The organism is Burkholderia sp. AW33-5 (assembly GCF_053427615.1).
In genome coordinates this window covers 162,809-180,504 of record NZ_JBSAXA010000004.1, presented here as the reverse complement: position 1 = coordinate 180,504, position 17,696 = coordinate 162,809, and the positions used below count along the sequence as shown (strand labels likewise).

The window sequence follows — 17,696 nt, the reverse complement described above, 5'->3', positions numbered from 1 at the left end:
CCGTGTGTCGCAAAAATTACAACGCGTTGGATGAAAGGGCGTCCGATCAGCGTGCCGCGCGTGCACGCGGCGTATTGCGCGCGGCACGCGATTTGCGCCACCCGGATGTCCGCCGGCCATGCCGGCATCACACGATAGGAGGTCACGATGAAGATATTCCCGCTGCAAGCCCGCGCTCCGCGATTCCGCCGTCGCGCGGCGAAGCGTCTCGGCATGGCGGTCGCGATCGCCGCGGCCACCGCCTGTATCGCCGTCGCGCCGAACGTGTTCGCCGCCGGAGACGACGGTGGATCGTCATCCTCATCCATGTCGTCGTCGACGCATTCGAGCACCGGCACGAAGATCCGCGACGCGACCATCACGACCAAGGCGAAAGCCGAATTGGTCGGCACGAACGGCCTGTCGGCCGGCGACATTCACGTGAAGACGCGCCACGGCGTCGTGATGCTGACCGGCAGCGTGCCGGACGACCAGCAGCGCATGCAGGCCGCCAGCGTCGTCAAGCAGATCGACGGCGTGCAGGACGTGCGCAACCAGTTGACCATCCGCCCGAAATAACCTCGGCCCCGTAGAAGGAGTCCAGTGATGAACTGCATGCTCAAACCGGTCGGCGAGCAGACGATCGTGATCACGGGCGCCACGAGCGGCATCGGCCTCGTCACCGCGCGCAAGGCGGCACGGCGCGGTGCGAAGCTGGTGCTGTTCGCGCGCAACGAGAACGCGCTGAACACGCTCTGCGAGGAAATCCGCCAGCACGGCGGCCTCGCGGTGCCGGTCGCCGGCGACGTCGGCATTCTCGAGGACGTGCAACGCGCCGCCGCGATGGCGGCCGACACCTATGGCGGCTTCGATACGTGGGTCAACAACGCGGGCGTGTCGATCTTCGGCACGGCGGCGTCGGTGCCGCTCGAGGATCAGCGCCGGCTGTTCGACACCAACTACTGGGGTGTCGTGCACGGCTCGCTGGTCGCGTCGGATCATTTCCGGCGCAAGAGCGATTTCCACGGCGGCGCGATCATCAACATGGGCAGCGAGGCGTCCGATGCGCCGGTGCCGCTGCAAAGCGCGTATGCGGCGTCGAAGCACGCGGTCAAGGGCTTCACCGATTCGCTGCGTCTCGAGATCGAGTCGGATCACCTGCCCGTATCCGTCACGCTCATCAAGCCGGCCGCCATCGACACGATGTTCGTGATGCACGCGAAGAACTACATGAACGTCGAGGCGAAACTGCCGCCGCCGATCTACGACCCGGACCTCGTCGCCGACGCGATCCTGTTCGCCGCCGCGCACCCGCGCCGCGCGCTGTTCGTCGGCGGCGCCGCGAAGCTGGCGTCGGCCAGCGCGTATCACGCGCCGCGCCTGTTCGATCGCGTCGCGGCCACGCTGTTCGCGCGCGGCCAGCGCACGGTGCGCCCCGCGCGCCCGCGCGACGACAACGCGCTGTACGAGTCCCGCCACGCGCTGCACGAGCGCGAAGGAATGGAAGGGCCCGTGCTGCGCGGCTGTGCGTACAACGCGGTGGTGCAGCAACCGAAGGTCGCGGGCGCGGTCGCGCTCGGCGCGGCGGCGCTGGTGGTCGCCGCGCTGGCACGCGCGCGGCGCGCGTCGTCGTAATCGCGTTCCTTTCCGGTTCCCCGTTTCTCATTCGAAGGAGGTTTCCATGTCATCCCGACAACATACGGGCCACGAATACAGCCATTCTCGCGCGCACGAAGGCGAGCGCACGCAGCAGGATCACGACAAGGGCGGCCACCAGACGGGGCACGGCAAGGCGCCGAGCCCCGTCGACGTGCAGAAGGCGCTGAAGGGGATGGACTATCCGGCGAGCAAGGCGGACGTCGTCCAGTGCGCGGAGCGGTCACATGCCGATCCGCGCGTGCTCGACATGCTCAGGCAGATTCCCGATCGCGAATACGGCACGCCGGCATCGGTGTCGAAGGAGCTCGGGCGGCTGATGTGAGCGCCGCCACGTCGCGTCGCGCATGCCGTCGCGTGCGCGGCGCCTTACGGTCACGAGGAGCACGAACATGGCGATGATCGTCGCAGGACGCTTCACGACGTTCGATGAAGCGGAAGGTGGCGCGCGCCACCTTTACGAGCGCGCGTTCGGCCCGGACGACGTGTCGATCTTCTTCCTGAACCCGGGCGGCCAGCACGCGCGCTTTCCGATCGGCGGCGACGTGTATGCCGATACGGCCGCGAAGCCGGGCGGCCGCGGCGCGATGGTCGGCGCGCTGCGCGGGCTGCTGATCGGCGCGATCGTCGGACTGATCGTCTATGCGCTCGGCGTGCACTACTGGTTCGTGCCGGCAGCGGGCGCGCTCGCCGGTGCGTATCTCGGCGCGTTCGGCGGCGCGCTCGGACGGATGCGCGGCGAGCAGGCCGAAGGCAAGGGCACGCTTGCGCATACCGAAACCGGCGTGATCCTGGCCGCGCGCGTGACGGCGACGACCGCGGCCGCGGCGGAAGACGTGCTGCGCGCGACCGGCGCGCAGTCGATCGAGCGCGTCGAAGGCGACTGGCAGGACGGCGAGTGGCGCGACTTCGATCCGGTGCGCCGGCCGGACGGCACCACGCAGGGCAGTCCGCGCTGAACGAGTCGTTTCCGCATGCGCGTGCCACTCGGCGTGCGGCTACGCGGTACACGGCACGCCGTTTGCGATGCCTTCGCGACACCCGTTCAAGGAGGAAACCATGACCACCGCCAGGACACCGCCGCCGCAGACGCAGACGCAACAGCCGGGCCGCGAGCGGGAGATGCATCCGAAGCCGCACGACGAAGCGGCCGATTACGTCGGCAGTGGCAAGCTGGCCGGCAAGGTCGCGCTCGTGACGGGCGGCGACAGCGGGATCGGCCGCGCGGTCGCGATCGGTTTCGCGAAGGAGGGCGCGGATGTCGCGATCGTCTATCTGAAGGAATCGGACGATGCCGCGCACACGAAGCGCTTGATCGAGCAGGCGGGGCGGCGCTGCGAGGCGATCGCATGCGACGTCGGCGACCGCCGGCAGGCGCGCGACGCCGTCGCGCGCACGGTCGAGCGGCTGGGGCGGCTCGACGTGCTCGTCAACAACGCGGGCGAACAGCATCCGCAGCCGGGCATCGAGGACGTGACCGAGGAACAGCTCGAGCGCACGTTCCGCACGAACGTGTACGGAATGATGTTCTGCACGCAGGCCGCGTTGCCGCACATGAAGGCGGGCGGTCGCATTGTCAATACCGCGTCGGTGACCGCGTATCACGGCAGCCCGAAGCTGCCCGACTACTCGGCGACCAAGGGCGCGATCGTCGCGTTCACGCGCTCGCTCTCGATCGAGCTGGCCGAGCGCGACATTCGCGTGAACGCCGTCGCACCGGGGCCGATCTGGACGCCGCTGATTCCGTCGACCTTCACCGCCGAACAGGTATCGAAGTTCGGCGCGAACGTGCCGCTCAAGCGGCCGGGGCAGCCGGACGAACTGATCGGCTGCTACGTGCTGCTCGCGTCCGAAGGCGCGAGCTACATGACGGGACAGACCTTGCATCCGAACGGCGGCTCGATCGTCGGCGGGTGACGATGCTGTCCACACCAGGAGAAAGCGCATGAAACAACCCAACTGGACGACCGCGGCGCTCGCCGCGGGCGTGCTCGCCGTGTCGGGATTCGCGTGTGCACAGATGCCGAGCGAGCCGCCCGCATCGAATTCGCATGTGCCGGGCGGCATGATCAACCCGACGTCGGGGGCCGGGGCGGGCGATGCCGGCATCGCGAAGGCGCCGCAGGGCGTCGATGCGGAATTCGTCGACAAGGCCGCGCTGGCCGGCAAGGCCGAAGTGCAGGCGGGCCAGCTCGCGTTGCAGCAGGCGCAGTCCGCGGACGTGCGCGCGTTCGCGAAACGGATGGTGACCGACCACGGCAAGGCGAGCATGAAGCTCGACGAAATCGCCGCGCGCAAGGGCATGAAACCGCAGGTCGACCAGATCCAGGATCCGGACGTCGAGGCGCTGCGCGGCAAGCGCGGGCACGACTTCGACACTGCCTATGTCGCCGCGGTCGGTCCGGACGCGCACAAGAAGGCGGTCGCGCTGTTCGAAGACGAGGCGCGCGACGGCAAGGACACGCAACTGCGTGCGTTCGCGACATCCACGCTGCCGACGCTCAGGCATCACCTGAGCATGGCGGAGGCGCTCCAGCGCAAGGTGGGCGCGCAGTAACGCGCGCCCGTTTCAACCCCAGGGCCGCGCGGGCGGCCCGTTTTTTCGGAGAAGCAGTCATGGCCCAACGGCAATCGAAGCATGCAGGCATCCTCGAACTGCTCTGCCAGGCATACGAGACCGAGCTTGGCGGCGCGAAGATCTACGAGGCCGCGCTCCAGTGCGCGACCGACGAGGACCTGCACAAGGAATGGGAGAAGTACCACCGCGAGACGATGCATCACCAGGACGTGCTGCGTCAGGTATTCGACACGCTCGGCCTCGATCCGGATACGAAGTCGCCGGGCCGCGCCGCCGTGGAGGCGACCGGCAAGTCGCTCGTCCAGGTGATCGAGCAGGCGAGGAAGCAGGCCGACCCGGCGGTCGCGCAGGTCGTCGCGGCCGAGTGCGTGGTGCTGGCCGAAACCAAGGATCACCTGAACTGGGAGCTGATCGGCTACGCGGCCGACCAGTTGCGCGACGGCGACGCGGCGAAGGCGCTGAAGGCCGCGCACGATGAAGTCGAGGCCGACGAGGACCATCACCTGTATCACACCCGTGGCTGGGCGCGCGAGATGTGGATCGACTCGATGGGCTTCAAGGCGGTGCTGCCGCCGCCTGAGGAAGTGAAGAAGGTCGAATCGGCGGCCGATGCGGCGCGTGCCGAAAAGTCGCGCGGCAAGATGATGTGACCCTGCCGATCGGGCAACCGGGCCGCGCCGCTTGCGCGGCCGCCCGGCTGTCCGATATCGTTGCTTCGCCGTTCCGGTCCTTCCTCCATGGTTGAACGGTTGCGAACGCAACTACACCACGGTTCCGGTCAGGTCAGCATGTCCACGACCATCACGACTACCGACCCCGCCATCAGCACGACCGCCAGCCACCCGAACGCCTTCGACGCGATGCCGCTGCCCGGCTGGCCGGCCGCATCGCGTCGCCGCGACAACAGCATCACGAGCACCAGCATCGGCACCGCCGCGACGCCGTTGAGCACCGCGCTCCAGTAAAGCGCCTTGATCGGATCGACGGGACTGAAACAGATCGCGATGCCAACGAGCATGCAAGCCGCCAGCACCGCATAGAATGCCGGCGCGCGCCGCACCGGCTCGTTCAGGCCTTCCCGAAAGCGCCACGCCTCCGCGCAGCCGTACGCGGCGCTGCCCGCGAACGCGGGAATCGCGAGCAGCCCGCAGCCGACGATGCCGAACGCGAACACGACGAACGCCGCTTCGCCGGCGATCGGGCGCAGCGCCTCGGCAGCCTGCGCGGTGGAGCCGATGTCATGCCTGCCGTTCGTGAAGAACACGGCCGCGCCGATCACCATGATGCAGAACGATACCGCGTTGGTCACGATCATCCCGGTCCAGGTGTCGAACGTGATGCGACGCTCGGTCTCGCGGCGCGCGCCGGGTGCGCATGCGGTGTCGCCGTTGCGGCGCTCGGCCTGGGTTTCCTCGACTTCGAGCGCGGCCTGCCACACGAACAGGTACGGGCTCAGCGTCGTGCCGAGCACCGCGACCGCCGTCGTCGCATAGTCGTGCGTGAACGCGATGTGCGGCAGCACGATCGCCTGCAGCAGGCTGCGCCAGTCGATGTGCACGAAGCCGAGTTCGAGCACGTACGCGAGCAGGCCGAGCGTCATCCATTTGAGCCAGCGCGCGTAGCGTTCGTAGGACAGCAGGACCTGCAGCGCGAGCGATGCGATGCCGTAGACGGGCGCATACCAGTAGCTGCGGCCGCCGACGACGAGCGCGGTCGCGTCGCCCATCGCGGCGAGGTCGGCGCCGACGTTCACGACGTTGACGATCACGACCGTCACGATCAGGGCCTTGGCGAGGCGGCTGGAGAACTGCTCGCGGATGGCCGCCACGAGGCCTTCGCGGTTGGCGCGCCCGATGAATGCCGACGCGAGCTGCACGGCCACCATCATCGGCAGCGTGATCACGGTCATCCACAGCATGTGGAAGCCGAACTGGCTGCCGGCCTGCGCATAGACGGCGACGTTGCTCGGATCGGCGTCGGACGCGCCCGCGAGCAGGCCGGGGCCGAGCCGTCGGTACCACGGCCGGGCGGGGGATGCGGCGCTCGCGGGGTCGCGCACCGCGTCGTCGCCGCGCAGGTCGCTCATTCGGCGTCTCCCGGTGCGCCGCGCGCGAGGCGCGCCGCAGTGCGCAGCGCGTCCACGAGCGTCCGGTATGCGTGCTCGCGCGAATCGGCGCCGCGCGTGCGCAGCACGTAGGACGGGTGATAGGTCGCGACGACGAGACAGCCGTCGGGCGAGCGCACCGGCTTGCGCGTGCGCTCGAGCGTTGCTTCGTTGTCCTGCAGTACTGCGCGCAGCGCCGTCGCGCCGAGCGCGACGACCACGCGCGGGCGCATCGCATCGAGTTCGCGTTCGAGCCAGTAGCGGCACGCGGCGACCTCGCGTTGCGCGGGCGTCTTGTGCAGCCGTCGTTTGCCGCGCGGCTCCCATTTGAAATGCTTGACCGCGTTGGTCAGATAGACGGACGTGCGCTCGATCCCGGCCTCGTCGAGCGCGCGGTCGAGCATGCGGCCCGCCGCGCCGACGAACGGGATGCCCGCGCGGTCTTCCTGGTCGCCCGGCTGCTCGCCGACCAGCATGATGCGCGCATCGGCAGGCCCCGCACCGGGCACCGGCTGCGTCGCGTGTTCCCACAGTCCGCAGCGGCGGCAGGCGTCGAGCGTGGCCGGCGCATCGTCGTCGGCGGCGATCGAAACCGACGCGCGCTTTGCGGGGGCGTGGCGCGTCATGGGGTGCTTCCTGTACTCATCTGCGCCGCGCGCGCGTCGACGTGCGCGCGACGGCGGACGGCAAGCGGGGGGAAGATCCGGGCGAGTCGGAACATCGGCGGCTCCCATATCGATGCTGTGCAATGTGTGCAGCAACCGGCATGCCGCATGCAGTCGACATGCATGCGCAGTTTGCGTCGGGACGGCATCCGGCTCAGGCGAGAGCCGCCGCGGGCGATCGAGCGTGGCCGATCGCGGGCCTTACACGGCGCTTGTAAAACGGTATCGGGCGCCGTCACGCCGCGCGCATTCGCCCGCCGCACGCGGCAAGACGGTGCGCCCGGAGCGTCGCGGTCGGGCATGTCCCGGCTGGGTATGCTTCTCCGAATCGTGCACAATACGCGGCATTCGAGATGCGGAGACCAGACCCGTGGGAATCAACTTCGATTTGACCGACTTGCAGGCGTTTCGCGCGGTGGTGGAGCTGGGAAGCTTCCGCAAGGCCGCCGAGGCGATCAGCATTTCGCAGCCCGCGTTGAGCCGCCGGATCGACAAACTGGAGGAAGCGCTCGGCGTGCGTCTGTTCGAGCGCACGACGCGTAGCGTCACGCTGACGACTGTCGGCCGCGTGTTCGCGCCGAGCGCCGAGCAACTGCTGGACGATCTCGACGTGGCGCTGCTCGGCATCCGCGACGTTTCGTCGAGCCGCCTCGGTCACGTGACGATCGCGTGCGTACCGTCGGTGGCCTACTATTTCCTGCCGAACGTGATCGCCAGCTATCATCGCCGCTTTCCGCGCATCAGGGTCAAGCTGCTGGATGCGAGCGCGAACGAGGTGCTGAGCGCCGTCATCAGCGGTGAGGCCGATTTCGGCGTGAGCTTCATGGGCAGCCAGGAGTCCGAGGTCGAGTTCAAGCTGCTGCTGCAGGAGCGATTCGTTGCCGCGTGCCGGCGCGATCATCCGCTCGCGCGCAAGAAGCGCGTGACCTGGAACGAGCTTTACGAATACGAGTACGTGTCCGTGGACAAGACGTCCGGCAACCGCCTGTTGCTCGACCAGGCACTGACGAGCGTCGCGCCGCGCGCGCCGAGCGTGTGCGAGACGCGCCACGTGACGACCATGCTCGGGCTGGTCGAAGCGGGGCTCGGCGTCGCCGCGGTGCCGTCGATGGCGATGCCCGGACACGACCATCCGCTGCTCACGAGCGTGCCCCTCGTCGAACCTTCGGTCAAGCGCCGGGTGGGCATCGTGAAACGGCGCGGACGCCCGCTGACGCCCGCCGCGGAGGAATTTCACCGGGCGGTGATCGACGCCAGGCGCGGCGGTGCGCCGCGCAGCGATGCATCGAAGTAATGCTCGTGACGAATACGACCGGAACATCGAGGAAGACCGCAGCATGAGGCTGGCAAGATCGCTTCGTTCGCTTTACGTGCAGGTTCTGCTGGCGATGGCGCTCGGCGTGAGCGTCGGCCACTTCTGGCCGTCGGCCGGCGCGGCGCTCAAACCGCTCAGCGATGCATTCGTCGCTCTCGTGCGGATGATGATCGCGCCGATCGTGTTCTGCACGATCGTCTCCGGCATCACGTCGCTGGCGAACGGGCAGGCCATCGGACGCACGATCGTCCGCGCGCTGGTGCTGTTCTATCTGCTGACCGCCGCCGCGCTCGTATTCGGGCTCGTCACGGCGTTCGTGCTGCGGCCCGGCGCCGGCATGCACGTCGACGTGCGCCATCTCGATGCGAGCGTCCTGGCGCAATACGCGCAGCATGCGCAACCGCGCGGCCTCGTCGCGTTCGCGCTGAGCGTGATCCCGGATACGATGCTCGGCGCGTTCCAGCAGGGCGAGGTGCTGCCCGTGCTGCTGCTGTCGCTGCTGTTCGGTTTTTCGCTGAACGCGTATCCGCAGGCCGGGCGGCCCGTGCTGGCGCTGATCGACGGCGTCGCGCAGATCGTGTTTTGCGTGCTCGCGATGATCATGCGGCTCGCCCCGCTCGGCGCATTCGGCGCGATGGCCTTCACGGTGGGGCGCTTCGGTATCGGCTCGGTCGGCTCGCTCGCGTGGCTGATGGCGTCGTTCTACGTGGCCTGCGCGCTGTTCGTCGCGCTGGTGCTCGCGCCGCTCGCGCGGCTGCACGGTTTCGCGTTGTGGCGGCTGTTGCGCTACATCCGCGAGGAGTTGCTGATCGTCCTCGCGACTTCGTCGACGGAGCCGGTATTGCCGCGGCTGATCGTCAAGCTGGAGTCGCTCGGTTGCGACAAGGGCGTCGTGGGGCTCGTGCTGCCGGCCGGTTACTCGTTCAACCTGGACGGCACCGCGATCTATCTGACGCTCGCCGCGTTGTTCATCGCCCAGGCGTGCGATGTGCCGCTTTCCGCGCCGCAGATCGCCGCGATGCTGGCCGTCATGCTGCTGACGTCGAAGGGGGCGGCCGGCGTGTCCGGCAGCGGGCTCGTCGCGCTCGTCGCGACGCTCGCCGTGATGCCCGACCTGCCGGTTGCCGGCGTCGCGCTTCTGGTCGGCATCGATCGCTTCATGTCCGAGGCGCGTGCGCTGACGAGCGTGATCAGCAACGCGTGCGCGGTGATCTTCGTTTCGATGCGGGAAGGGGCGTGCGATCGCGCGCGTCTCGCGCGGATGCTGAACGGGACCGGACCGGCTGGCCCGAATGGCGCCGATGGCGCGGCGGCCGGCGCCGGGCCCGACGGGAAGGCGGTCTGACGCGCACCTTCCCGTCGGTCGTGCTCAGTGTGCGGAGACGGAATCCAGCCCGGTCGATTTCACTTCGGCCTGCACGTCGGGCGACGCGAGATAGTCGAGAAGTGCCTTCGCTTCCTGCGGGTGCTGCGCGCCGACGGGGATGCCGGCCGCGAAGCGCGTGACCGACTGCAGCGATTCGGGAATCTTCCCGACGAAGGTCGCGCCCTTCACGGGCAGCAGTTCGCTCACCTGCTGAAAGCCGATGTCGTAGTCGCCGTTCGCGACCACGGATGCGACCGGGATCCGCGGAATCATGGCCGCCTTCGATTTCACCTGGTCCTCGATGCCGAGCTTTTTGAACAACTCGCGCTCGATGTAGACGCCGCTCGCGCTGTCCGAGTAGGCGATCGACTTCGCATGCAGCAGAACCTGCTTGAGGCCTTCGGCCGTGCTGATGTCGGGTTTCGCCGCGCCGTCGCGCACGACCATGCCGATGCGCGAATCGGCCAGCTCGACGCGCGATCCGGCGATGACCTTGCCTTGCTTGATCAGATCGTCGAGCGCATAGCCGACCATGATCACGACGTCCGCCGGCTCGCCGCGCGCGAGCCGGTTCGGAATCGCTTCAGGCGACTTGCCCATCGACGGGCCGAGCGCGGTTTCGAGCGTGTTGCCCGAGCGGGACGCGAACTGCGGGCCGAGCAGCTTGTAGGCGGCGGTGAAGCCGCCCGAGCTCATCACGTGCAGGTCGGCGGCCTGCACGTTCGCGGCGACCGCCGAGGTGGCGACGAGCGCGGTCGCGCAGAGTTTCAGGAGCAGGTTCTTCATGGTCTTGGTCTTGGACGTGTGGAGTCGGGACGGGTCGTTCGGCGCGAGGCTTCAGTGCGCCGGCGTCAGCGTGGCCGTCTGCCGGCGATACAGGGCGAACGTCGCGAGCAGCGCGCACACCGCGGCGAGGCTCATCCAGTAGCCGGGCGCGGCCTTGTCGCCGGTCATGTGAATGAGCGCCGTCGAAATGGCCGGCGTAAAGCCGCCGAACACGGCCGTGGCGAGGCTGTAGGCGAGCGAGAAACCCGCCACGCGCACCTCGACGGGCATCACTTCCGTCAGGGCGACGACCATCGCACCGTTGTAGATCCCGTACATGAACGACAGCCACAGAAGCACGAGCAGCATGTTGACGAACGACGGCGCATGGGCGAGCAGGGACAGTGCCGGGTACGCGGTGGCGATCGCGAGCAGCGTCATGCCGACGAGCAGCGGCCGGCGGCCGATGCGATCGGACAGGGCGCCGCCGATCGGCAGCCACACGAAGTTCGACACGCCGACGCACAGCGTGACGAGCAGGCTGTCGGCCGTGCTCAGGTGCAGGACCGTCTTGCCGAAGGTCGGCGCGTAGACCGTGATGAGGTAGAAGCTCGTGGTGGTCATCGCGACCAGCATCATGCCGGCGATCACGACGCCCCAGTTCCGCGCCAGCGTCCCGAACACTTCCTTCATGCCCGGACGATGCTTGCGGGCCTTGAACGCCTGCGTTTCCTCGAGGTTGCGGCGCAGCATGAAGATGAACGGCACGATCATGCAGCCGACGAAGAACGGCACGCGCCAGCCCCACGAGGCGATGGCCGACGTGCTCAGCCACTGATTGAGCGCGAAGCCGAGGCCGGCCGCGACGACGATCGCGACCTGCTGGCTGGCGGACTGCCAGCTCGTGTAGAAGCCCTTGCGGCCGGGCGTGGCCATCTCGGCGAGATAGACCGACACGCCGCCGAGCTCGGCGCCCGCCGAAAAGCCCTGCAGCAGGCGCCCGACCAGCACGAGCACGGGCGCGAGCAGGCCGATCGTCGCGTAGCCCGGCACGAACGCGATCAGGATCGTGCCGCTCGCCATGATCGCCAGCGTGACGATCAGGCCCTTGCGGCGGCCCACGTCGTCGATGTACGCACCCAGCACGATCGCGCCCAGCGGTCGCATCAGGAAGCCGGCGCCGAAGACGGCGAAGGTCATCATCAGCGACGCGAACTCGCTCGCGGCGGGAAAGAATACGGCGGAGATCTGGGTTGCGTAGAAGCCGAACAGGAAGAAGTCGAACTGCTCGAGGAAGTTGCCGGCCGTCACGCGGAATACCGCGGCGGCCTTCGACCGTGCGGTCGGAAGGCTGGGCGAGGGGTGCATCAGGGTGTCTCCAGGAAATCGGGAAGAATGCGCCGGGGGAGCGGTCGATTGTCGTTTCGGCAATATTCGCCCGGAGACGGACAAACGATAAGTGCGATTTTTGGAAGGATTGATGTTGTATGGTTATCAATCGGGCGGCGCGGCGCGCCGGACGCATGCAAGGCCGGCGGCCGGCGACGCCGGCCTCGGTGGATCGGGCCGGCGCCGGGATCCGTCAAAAAGCCAAAAAAAGCCCCGCATTCGCGGGGCCTGTCGCCTGAACCACCGGCAAATCACGAACGGTCAGTGCCGCCCGCGCGTGCGAGGATCGTTCAGTTCCTCGGTCGGATCGGTGAGCCCGAGCTCGTCGCCCGCGCTCCAGTACGGCGCGCTGCCGTAGAACTCGTGCAGCGGCTCGGCCCATTGCGGGTCGGCCATCGCCGGCCAGTGATCCTTGTCGAAGCCGGGCGCGTTGCGGATCCGCTCCGACGACACCGACAGCAGGAAACACTTGCGTTCGGTATCGAGCGTGAGCGCGCTCCACGGGATCGCGAGCAGCTTGTCGCCGATGCCGAGCACGCCGCCGCTCGACAGCACGGCGTACGCGACGCGGCCGGAGCGCACGTCGAGCATGATGTCCTTGATCTTGCCGACGTCGTCGCCGTCGGTCGTGTAGACCTTGTCGCCTTCCAGCGTGTCCGCCGCCATCACGTCGGGGCCCGGGCCGGCCGCCGTCGCGGCGCCCTTGCCGATGATGCGCGTCTGTCCTCGATCGGAAGTCTGCATGGTTGTCCTCCTGGTTGCGTGGAGCGCGACCGTGCCCGGGATGGGCCCTGCGGGTCGCGCGGGGTTGTCGGGCGGGGCGAGGATCGCCCCGTCACGTACGCTTCGGTTGCGACACGCCTTCGAGCGTGTTCGCGACGTCGTCGCGCGCGGGGCCGGCCGTGCGTGTCGCGATGTCCGCGAGCGACAGCATGCCGACGAGGCGCTTGTCGTGATCGACGACGGGCAGGCGGCGCAGTTGCGCGTCGGCCATGTAGTGCTGGATCTCGTCCAGCGAATCGTCCTCGAAACACCATTCGATCGGGCCCGACGCAACTTCGTGGATCCGCGTCTCCGGCGGCTTGCCGGCCGAGATCGCGCGCACCGCGAGGTCGCGGTCCGTGACCATGCCGATCAGCCGGTTGTTGTCGCACACGGGCAGCGCGCCGATGTCGTAGCGCTCCATCAGTTGCGCCGCATGACGGATCGAGTCGGTCGGCGCGATGCGCACGACGTCCTGCGACATGATTTCGTTGACGCGATGCATGAAGTCCTCCTTGCAGGTTTGAGTCCGGGCCGTACGAGTCAGCAAGCGGCGTGCCGTTCGGCACGCGTGTTCGTCGAATCGCCGACGGTCATTCGTCGCGGCGCTTGGCCGGGTCCTGCCACGGGCCGTCGTCGTGCGTGCCCGGCGGCGTGTCGGGCTCGATGCGCGTGACGCCGCCGGTCGCCGGCGGATCGCTCGCGGGGAACGTGTCCTCCAGCTGCTTGTCGATATGCCGCTCGGAGTGGCGCGTTTTCGTGTGGTCCTGGTCCTTCAGCGGCGGCGACGGATCGGGATGCGGTTCGTGCGTCGGCGCGTCGCGGCCGGAACGGGTCGAATCCTTCATGGCATGCCTCCGTGTCGGTGACGTCGAGGCGCTCATCGCGCAACGGCCGTGCCCGCTGCATGGCGGCGGCACGCGACTTGCCGTGTCGGTAGCAACGACGGCGACACGCGGCGCCACGCGCCGCATGCACACGCACATCGAACGGGAGGGCACGATGACGATTCCGAAACGGCGGCCAGGGGTGCGCTATGAAGTCAACGTCTGCGGCGGAGGGTTCGAGTCGGTGAAGAGTCACTTCAACACGTGGAAACAGGAGCCGCTGATTTACCGGCCCGATCGCCGCATGTTCGAAGGCAAGGCCGACGTGCGGCCGCTCGACGAGACCTTCGGCTCGACCGAGCCGGCGCGCTTCGCGCTGCAGCGCGCGTGCGAGCCGGCCGATTCGTATGCGCTCGCCGCGCGGGTGCGCGACGACGACCACGAGTTGTGGCTCGTGATGGCCGCGTACGACGGGTAACGCGATGGCCTTGAAAGAATTGCAGCGCGCGGTGTAGCGAATGCACGTCGCGCCGCGCGGCGGGTTGCATGTCAGCTTGCGGGGCGGCGCGTCGACAAGCGAAAAGCGGCATGAATGACCGGCACGCCGCTTGCGGCCACCGAGTGCGTAGCGCATCGAGCGGCGAACGTGCCGCAACCCGATGCCGTCACGACAGCACAACGAACGAATGCCCATGAACCGAGATGTCGTCCGAAATCCCGCTCAGTCGCTGCATCGGCCCGAGCCGGTGATTCCCGACGGCGAGCCCGACCCCGAACCGCCCCCGCCGGACGACCTGCCGCCCGGCACGCCCGAGCCGTATCACGATCCGGAAGGCGATCCGCCGGAGCGGCCGCCACCGGAACGCGAGCCGCCGACGCGGGAGCCGCCGATCCACGCGCCGCCGACGGGCGTGCCGCCGGTGGCGTTCACCCGATTCAAGGAGGGGCCACGATGAGCATTCGCGTGAAACCCGGCATGCTGCGCGACGTGGCCGAGACGCTCGGCCGCCATTTCGAGGCGCGCGCGATGCCGTTCCATGTCGAGGAGCAGCCGGCCGGCGCACTGCATTTCGGCTTTCGTGTCGATGGCCATCCGGCGTCGCTGACCGTCACCTTCGACGCCGACGCATTCACGGCGCTCGAGCAGGCCGGTACCGAGCGGCAACGCGGCGCGCTGGCCCGTGTCGCCGCCGAATTCGACATGATGATGGCGCGCCGCGCACCCACCGCGTATGCCGGCGATTTTCATTTCAACCGGCTCTGAGCCGTGTCGCCACGGCCGGCCCCTGCCGCCGACTCAACGGAGGATTCCGATGAAACCGATCCAGACGATGCGTATCGGCGCCTGTGCATTCGCCGCCGCGTGCGCGCTGGGCGCATGCACGCAACCGCAGGGCCCCTACGGCGCGCACGGCGCGCACGGCGCGCCGCCGGCGCCGCCGGACGGCCATGGCGCGTCGCCGACCACGACGATGCCGGACGCGAATACGCGCTACGACACGCGTCCGTCGCCGTACAACACGCTGCCGGCGGGCGCGGCGGGCGGTGAGCCGGCCGACGTGCCGCCGCCGGGGCCGAACGGTGTGCAGGGCGACCGGACGATGCCGGGCACGCCGCCGCCGATGCAGTACTGACGCGCGGAACGGCGCGCGACGGCCGCACGCGGATAAGCCGGCGCGCTGCCGGTGCGTCCGCCCGGCGCGAATTCCGTGCCCCTAACTTGCCGGCGCTTGTAAAAAAGTCGGCACCCGGAGCCGCCGCGGGCGGGGTGCGAACCCGCGAGAGCCGCGCCGGACGGTGCTTCGCCGCCTTGGCATGGAAGCTGCGTGAATGCGTGTGAACGCAATTCCGCACACCGTCAGGAGGGCATCGATGTCCGTCACGCTTGCGCTCCAGATGCGACAGCATCTGGCACTCACGCCGAGGCTTCAGCAGTCGCTTCGCCTGCTGCAGTTGTCTTCGCTCGAATTCCAGCAGGAATTGCGGCAGGCGCTCGACTCGAATCCGTTTCTCGAAGATGGCCAGGGCGACGACGAAGCCGCCGCCGACGCGCCCGAACCCACTACCGAAGCCGCGCCGCCCGAGCCGCCGCCCGAGCGCGAGGACGTGCGTCCGCCTGACGGCGAGGTGTCGTATACGGCCGCTCCGGCGCCGCGCGGCACGAGCCGTCAGGCCGACGACGCGAGCGACCTGTCGCCCGGCGAGTGGATGGCGGCCGAGCCGTCGCTGCACCAGCAATTGCACGATGCACTGCGCCTTTATCCGCTGAACAAGCGCGACCGCGAGGCCGCGCGCATCGTGATCGATGCGCTCGACGAGGACGGCTACCTGCGTCAGGAACTGGCCGAGCTGCTGGTCGCGGCCGATCCGGCGCTGCTGCTGTCGGAACAGGATCTCGCGGTCGCGCTGCGGCTCGTGCAGATGCTGGACCGCCCCGGCATCGCCGCGCGTTCGGTGTCCGAATGCCTGGTGCTGCAACTCGACGCGATTCCGGCCGGCACGCCGGCGCTCGCGGAGGCGAAGGCGATCGCGCGCGAGCACCTCGAACGGCTCGCGCGGCGCGAGACGGCGGAAATCCAGCGACGTCTGGGCTGCAGCCAGCCGACGATGCAGGCCGCGTGCGCGCTGGTGCGCACGCTCGATCCGCGTCCCGGCAATCACTACGGCAGCACGCGCGGCGACTACGTGATACCCGACGTGATCGTGCGCCAGGTGCGCGACGAATGGATCGTGACGATCAACCCGGCCGTGCTGCCGCGCGCGCGCTTGCACGAGCGCTACGCGACCTTGTTCGCGCAGTCGAGCGGCGAGCGCGATTCGCCGCTGGGCCAGCAGTTGCAGGAAGCGCGCTGGCTGATCCGCAACGTACAGAAGCGCTTCGACACGATCCAGCGCGTCGGCGAATGCATCGTCGCGCGGCAGCGCGATTTCTTCCGCTACGGCGAGATCGCGATGAAGCCGCTCGTGCTGCGCGACATCGCCGAGGAACTCGACCTGCACGAATCGACCGTGTCGCGCGCGACGGGCAACAAATACATGGCCACGCCGCACGGCACGTTCGAGTTCAAGCATTTCTTCCCGCGCAAGCTGGAAGCGGCCGGCAAGGGCGTGTGCTCGGCGTCGGCCGCGAAGGTGCTGATCCGCGACATGATCGCGGCCGAGCGCCATACCGATCCGCTGTCGGACGTCGCGCTCGCGCAGAATCTCGCGGGGCGCGGCATCCTTCTTGCGCGTCGCACGGTGACCAAGTATCGCCAGGCGATGAAGATTCCGCCCGCTGAACTGCGCCGGCGCGATGCCGCGTGACGATACCGTCCGAACCGCGCGCGGCCCGCGACCCGCGGTACCCGCGCGCATCACCGAGAGGAGAACAGCCATGCCAGCCAAGTCCCAGGCCCAGCAGCGCGCCGCGGGGGCCGCCTTGTCGGCCAAACGCGGTGACACGAAGATGAAGGACCTGAAGCCGCCTGCGAAGTCGATGGCCAAGTCGATGAGCGAGAAGGAACTCGAAAAAATGGCTTCGACGCCGGCCCACGGCAAACCCCGGCACAAGCACGATTCTTGATCGTGCGGCGACACGCGTCGACGATTCGTTATTCAGGACTGCAGGAGGCATTCATGCTTCGATACGCCATCATCTTCTTCATCATCGCGCTCGTCGCCGCCTTGTTCGGCTTCGGCGGCATCGCGGCCGGCGCGGCCGAGATCGCGAAGATCCTGTTCTACATCTTCGTCGTGATCTTCCTGGTCACGCTGCTGCTGGGAGTCGTGCGCCGATGACGATCGCCCCCGACCGTTCGCAGCGCATCGCGGAACTCGAACATGCGCTCGCGAACGGCTTTCCGTCGCAGTCGACCGTCGTCGTGCATGCGGACGACGCGTCGGGGCGGCTGACGATCCAGGTGTCGTGGGTGCGCGTGCCGTCCGATGACGACGCACGTCAATGGCGCTGCGCGGTCGACCTGCGTTTCGATCCCGACGTGCTCACGCGCTATGCATCGCTCGGTACGGCCGACCGGTTGCGCGTCCGGACGCATGTGTGCGACATGGCGCGGCGCGCGGTGGACGAACAGAAACCGCGCGTCGAGGACGCCGAGATCGAATGCAGCGTCGCGCTCGACGTGACGCGCGACGAACTGGATCGCGCGCTGCGCGCGCCCTGACGGCGCGGCAGCCGCCCGTCGCGACACCGTAGCGGGCCGCCGCGGCACGCGCCGCGCGGCGCGTCCGTTTCCCGTGACGGCTGCGTGTGCGCCGCGACACGGCCACGCACGCCGCCGTCCATCACCG

The 17,696-nt window shown here is 68.6% G+C and carries 24 protein-coding genes; 17 read left to right on the top strand and 7 right to left on the bottom strand.

What is annotated here, in order from left to right; translation table 11 throughout:
• Positions 1 to 147: 147 nt before the first annotated feature.
• From ACV22V_RS10670 to ACV22V_RS10640, 7 genes are all read left to right on the top strand, one after another.
• Complete coding sequence (locus ACV22V_RS10670) at positions 148 to 558, top strand: BON domain-containing protein (protein WP_059537433.1); 411 nt, start codon at positions 148 to 150, stop codon at positions 556 to 558.
• 27 nt (positions 559 to 585) lie between these two features.
• A complete protein-coding gene (locus ACV22V_RS10665; protein WP_448013773.1) occupies positions 586 to 1,614 on the top strand; it encodes an SDR family oxidoreductase in 1,029 nt (342 codons plus the stop codon).
• Between the two features lie 46 nt (positions 1,615 to 1,660).
• Positions 1,661 to 1,960, top strand: coding sequence for a DUF2795 domain-containing protein (locus ACV22V_RS10660; RefSeq protein ID WP_059692887.1), 300 nt, complete (start codon positions 1,661 to 1,663; stop codon positions 1,958 to 1,960).
• A 67-nt stretch (positions 1,961 to 2,027) separates the two neighbouring features.
• A complete protein-coding gene (locus ACV22V_RS10655; protein WP_059511596.1) occupies positions 2,028 to 2,594 on the top strand; it encodes a hypothetical protein in 567 nt (188 codons plus the stop codon).
• Between the two features lie 100 nt (positions 2,595 to 2,694).
• Positions 2,695 to 3,552, top strand: coding sequence for an SDR family oxidoreductase (locus ACV22V_RS10650; RefSeq protein WP_059537040.1), 858 nt, complete (start codon positions 2,695 to 2,697; stop codon positions 3,550 to 3,552).
• A gap of 28 nt (positions 3,553 to 3,580) precedes the next feature.
• Entirely contained in the window at positions 3,581 to 4,192 is a 612-nt protein-coding gene (locus ACV22V_RS10645; protein WP_448013772.1) for a DUF4142 domain-containing protein, read from the top strand.
• 59 nt (positions 4,193 to 4,251) lie between these two features.
• Positions 4,252 to 4,863 (top strand): hypothetical protein, encoded by a 612-nt coding sequence (locus ACV22V_RS10640; RefSeq protein WP_059537032.1) that lies wholly within the window; start codon positions 4,252 to 4,254, stop codon positions 4,861 to 4,863.
• Positions 4,864 to 4,991: 128 nt separating this feature from the next.
• On the opposite strand, the gene ACV22V_RS10635 is transcribed toward ACV22V_RS10640, so the two are convergent.
• Positions 4,992 to 6,299 carry an NRAMP family divalent metal transporter gene (locus tag ACV22V_RS10635; protein WP_448013771.1) on the bottom strand — a complete coding sequence of 436 codons (1,308 nt, stop codon included), beginning with the start codon at positions 6,297 to 6,299 and terminating at the stop codon, positions 4,992 to 4,994.
• The gene (locus ACV22V_RS10630; RefSeq protein ID WP_448013770.1) at positions 6,296 to 6,943 is read right to left on the bottom strand and encodes a UdgX family uracil-DNA binding protein; all 648 of its coding nucleotides are present in this window, start codon (positions 6,941 to 6,943) and stop codon (positions 6,296 to 6,298) included. Before ACV22V_RS10630 ends, ACV22V_RS10635 begins: the two co-directional genes overlap by 4 nt.
• Positions 6,944 to 7,352: 409 nt before the next feature.
• Here ACV22V_RS10630 and ACV22V_RS10625 point away from each other — a divergent pair, with 409 nt between their 5' ends.
• Positions 7,353 to 8,276, top strand: a complete 924-nt coding sequence (locus tag ACV22V_RS10625) for a LysR family transcriptional regulator (protein WP_059692894.1) — start codon at positions 7,353 to 7,355, stop codon at positions 8,274 to 8,276.
• 43 nt (positions 8,277 to 8,319) lie between these two features.
• Positions 8,320 to 9,642 carry a C4-dicarboxylate transporter DctA gene (gene dctA / locus ACV22V_RS10620; protein ID WP_448013769.1) on the top strand — a complete coding sequence of 441 codons (1,323 nt, stop codon included), beginning with the start codon at positions 8,320 to 8,322 and terminating at the stop codon, positions 9,640 to 9,642.
• Positions 9,643 to 9,666: 24 nt separating this feature from the next.
• Here dctA and ACV22V_RS10615 read toward each other — a convergent pair whose 3' ends face one another.
• From ACV22V_RS10615 to ACV22V_RS10595, 5 genes are all read right to left on the bottom strand, one after another.
• The gene (locus tag ACV22V_RS10615) at positions 9,667 to 10,449 is read right to left on the bottom strand and encodes a substrate-binding domain-containing protein (RefSeq protein WP_059537012.1); all 783 of its coding nucleotides are present in this window, start codon (positions 10,447 to 10,449) and stop codon (positions 9,667 to 9,669) included.
• Between the two features lie 51 nt (positions 10,450 to 10,500).
• On the bottom strand, positions 10,501 to 11,796 hold the full coding sequence (gene tcuC / locus ACV22V_RS10610; protein ID WP_059537009.1) for an MFS transporter: 1,296 nt from the start codon (positions 11,794 to 11,796) through the stop codon (positions 10,501 to 10,503).
• Positions 11,797 to 12,078: 282 nt separating this feature from the next.
• On the bottom strand, positions 12,079 to 12,561 hold the full coding sequence (locus ACV22V_RS10605) for a PRC-barrel domain-containing protein (RefSeq protein ID WP_059537005.1): 483 nt from the start codon (positions 12,559 to 12,561) through the stop codon (positions 12,079 to 12,081).
• Positions 12,562 to 12,652: 91 nt separating this feature from the next.
• Positions 12,653 to 13,084: a CBS domain-containing protein gene (locus ACV22V_RS10600; RefSeq protein ID WP_059537001.1), complete on the bottom strand. Its 432-nt coding sequence runs from the start codon at positions 13,082 to 13,084 to the stop codon at positions 12,653 to 12,655.
• 88 nt (positions 13,085 to 13,172) lie between these two features.
• Positions 13,173 to 13,427, bottom strand: coding sequence for a hypothetical protein (locus ACV22V_RS10595; RefSeq protein WP_059536998.1), 255 nt, complete (start codon positions 13,425 to 13,427; stop codon positions 13,173 to 13,175).
• 154 nt (positions 13,428 to 13,581) lie between these two features.
• Between ACV22V_RS10595 and ACV22V_RS10590 the strand changes: the two genes are divergently transcribed.
• The 8 genes from ACV22V_RS10590 to ACV22V_RS10555 all read left to right on the top strand — a co-directional run bounded on the left by ACV22V_RS10590 (position 13,582) and on the right by ACV22V_RS10555 (position 17,569).
• Entirely contained in the window at positions 13,582 to 13,884 is a 303-nt protein-coding gene (locus ACV22V_RS10590; RefSeq protein ID WP_448013912.1) for a hypothetical protein, read from the top strand.
• A 208-nt stretch (positions 13,885 to 14,092) separates the two neighbouring features.
• Positions 14,093 to 14,362: a hypothetical protein gene (locus ACV22V_RS10585; protein WP_448013768.1), complete on the top strand. Its 270-nt coding sequence runs from the start codon at positions 14,093 to 14,095 to the stop codon at positions 14,360 to 14,362.
• Complete coding sequence (locus tag ACV22V_RS10580) at positions 14,359 to 14,670, top strand: hypothetical protein (RefSeq protein WP_059536992.1); 312 nt, start codon at positions 14,359 to 14,361, stop codon at positions 14,668 to 14,670. Before ACV22V_RS10585 ends, ACV22V_RS10580 begins: the two co-directional genes overlap by 4 nt.
• Before the next feature lie 49 nt (positions 14,671 to 14,719).
• Complete coding sequence (locus tag ACV22V_RS10575; RefSeq protein WP_448013767.1) at positions 14,720 to 15,040, top strand: hypothetical protein; 321 nt, start codon at positions 14,720 to 14,722, stop codon at positions 15,038 to 15,040.
• A gap of 238 nt (positions 15,041 to 15,278) precedes the next feature.
• Positions 15,279 to 16,712, top strand: coding sequence for an RNA polymerase factor sigma-54 (locus ACV22V_RS10570; RefSeq protein WP_448013766.1), 1,434 nt, complete (start codon positions 15,279 to 15,281; stop codon positions 16,710 to 16,712).
• A gap of 70 nt (positions 16,713 to 16,782) precedes the next feature.
• The gene (locus ACV22V_RS10565) at positions 16,783 to 16,971 is read left to right on the top strand and encodes a DUF3008 family protein (protein ID WP_059536983.1); all 189 of its coding nucleotides are present in this window, start codon (positions 16,783 to 16,785) and stop codon (positions 16,969 to 16,971) included.
• A gap of 53 nt (positions 16,972 to 17,024) precedes the next feature.
• Positions 17,025 to 17,186 carry a DUF1328 domain-containing protein gene (locus ACV22V_RS10560; protein WP_081052496.1) on the top strand — a complete coding sequence of 54 codons (162 nt, stop codon included), beginning with the start codon at positions 17,025 to 17,027 and terminating at the stop codon, positions 17,184 to 17,186.
• Positions 17,183 to 17,569 (top strand): DUF3022 domain-containing protein, encoded by a 387-nt coding sequence (locus ACV22V_RS10555; protein ID WP_059536979.1) that lies wholly within the window; start codon positions 17,183 to 17,185, stop codon positions 17,567 to 17,569. The genes ACV22V_RS10560 and ACV22V_RS10555 overlap by 4 nt, the downstream gene beginning before the upstream one ends.
• The last annotated feature ends 127 nt before the right edge of the window (positions 17,570 to 17,696 follow it).

What these genes read in the sequence shown, in the direction of transcription:
- ACV22V_RS10670 (WP_059537433.1), top strand. Translation starts at nt 148, where the DNA reads ATGAAGATATTCCCGCTGCAAGCCCGCGCTCCGCGATTCCGCCGTCGC.
- ACV22V_RS10665 (WP_448013773.1), top strand. Translation starts at nt 586, where the DNA reads ATGAACTGCATGCTCAAACCGGTCGGCGAGCAGACGATCGTGATCACG.
- ACV22V_RS10660 (WP_059692887.1), top strand. Translation starts at nt 1,661, where the DNA reads ATGTCATCCCGACAACATACGGGCCACGAATACAGCCATTCTCGCGCG.
- ACV22V_RS10655 (WP_059511596.1), top strand. Translation starts at nt 2,028, where the DNA reads ATGGCGATGATCGTCGCAGGACGCTTCACGACGTTCGATGAAGCGGAA.
- ACV22V_RS10650 (WP_059537040.1), top strand. Translation starts at nt 2,695, where the DNA reads ATGACCACCGCCAGGACACCGCCGCCGCAGACGCAGACGCAACAGCCG.
- ACV22V_RS10645 (WP_448013772.1), top strand. Translation starts at nt 3,581, where the DNA reads ATGAAACAACCCAACTGGACGACCGCGGCGCTCGCCGCGGGCGTGCTC.
- ACV22V_RS10640 (WP_059537032.1), top strand. Translation starts at nt 4,252, where the DNA reads ATGGCCCAACGGCAATCGAAGCATGCAGGCATCCTCGAACTGCTCTGC.
- ACV22V_RS10635 (WP_448013771.1), bottom strand. Translation starts at nt 6,299, where the DNA reads ATGAGCGACCTGCGCGGCGACGACGCGGTGCGCGACCCCGCGAGCGCC.
- ACV22V_RS10630 (WP_448013770.1), bottom strand. Translation starts at nt 6,943, where the DNA reads ATGACGCGCCACGCCCCCGCAAAGCGCGCGTCGGTTTCGATCGCCGCC.
- dctA (WP_448013769.1), top strand. Translation starts at nt 8,320, where the DNA reads ATGAGGCTGGCAAGATCGCTTCGTTCGCTTTACGTGCAGGTTCTGCTG.
- ACV22V_RS10615 (WP_059537012.1), bottom strand. Translation starts at nt 10,449, where the DNA reads ATGAAGAACCTGCTCCTGAAACTCTGCGCGACCGCGCTCGTCGCCACC.
- tcuC (WP_059537009.1), bottom strand. Translation starts at nt 11,796, where the DNA reads ATGCACCCCTCGCCCAGCCTTCCGACCGCACGGTCGAAGGCCGCCGCG.
- ACV22V_RS10605 (WP_059537005.1), bottom strand. Translation starts at nt 12,561, where the DNA reads ATGCAGACTTCCGATCGAGGACAGACGCGCATCATCGGCAAGGGCGCC.
- ACV22V_RS10600 (WP_059537001.1), bottom strand. Translation starts at nt 13,084, where the DNA reads ATGCATCGCGTCAACGAAATCATGTCGCAGGACGTCGTGCGCATCGCG.
- ACV22V_RS10595 (WP_059536998.1), bottom strand. Translation starts at nt 13,427, where the DNA reads ATGAAGGATTCGACCCGTTCCGGCCGCGACGCGCCGACGCACGAACCG.
- ACV22V_RS10590 (WP_448013912.1), top strand. Translation starts at nt 13,582, where the DNA reads ATGACGATTCCGAAACGGCGGCCAGGGGTGCGCTATGAAGTCAACGTC.
- ACV22V_RS10585 (WP_448013768.1), top strand. Translation starts at nt 14,093, where the DNA reads ATGCCCATGAACCGAGATGTCGTCCGAAATCCCGCTCAGTCGCTGCAT.
- ACV22V_RS10580 (WP_059536992.1), top strand. Translation starts at nt 14,359, where the DNA reads ATGAGCATTCGCGTGAAACCCGGCATGCTGCGCGACGTGGCCGAGACG.
- ACV22V_RS10575 (WP_448013767.1), top strand. Translation starts at nt 14,720, where the DNA reads ATGAAACCGATCCAGACGATGCGTATCGGCGCCTGTGCATTCGCCGCC.
- ACV22V_RS10570 (WP_448013766.1), top strand. Translation starts at nt 15,279, where the DNA reads ATGTCCGTCACGCTTGCGCTCCAGATGCGACAGCATCTGGCACTCACG.
- ACV22V_RS10565 (WP_059536983.1), top strand. Translation starts at nt 16,783, where the DNA reads ATGCCAGCCAAGTCCCAGGCCCAGCAGCGCGCCGCGGGGGCCGCCTTG.
- ACV22V_RS10560 (WP_081052496.1), top strand. Translation starts at nt 17,025, where the DNA reads ATGCTTCGATACGCCATCATCTTCTTCATCATCGCGCTCGTCGCCGCC.
- ACV22V_RS10555 (WP_059536979.1), top strand. Translation starts at nt 17,183, where the DNA reads ATGACGATCGCCCCCGACCGTTCGCAGCGCATCGCGGAACTCGAACAT.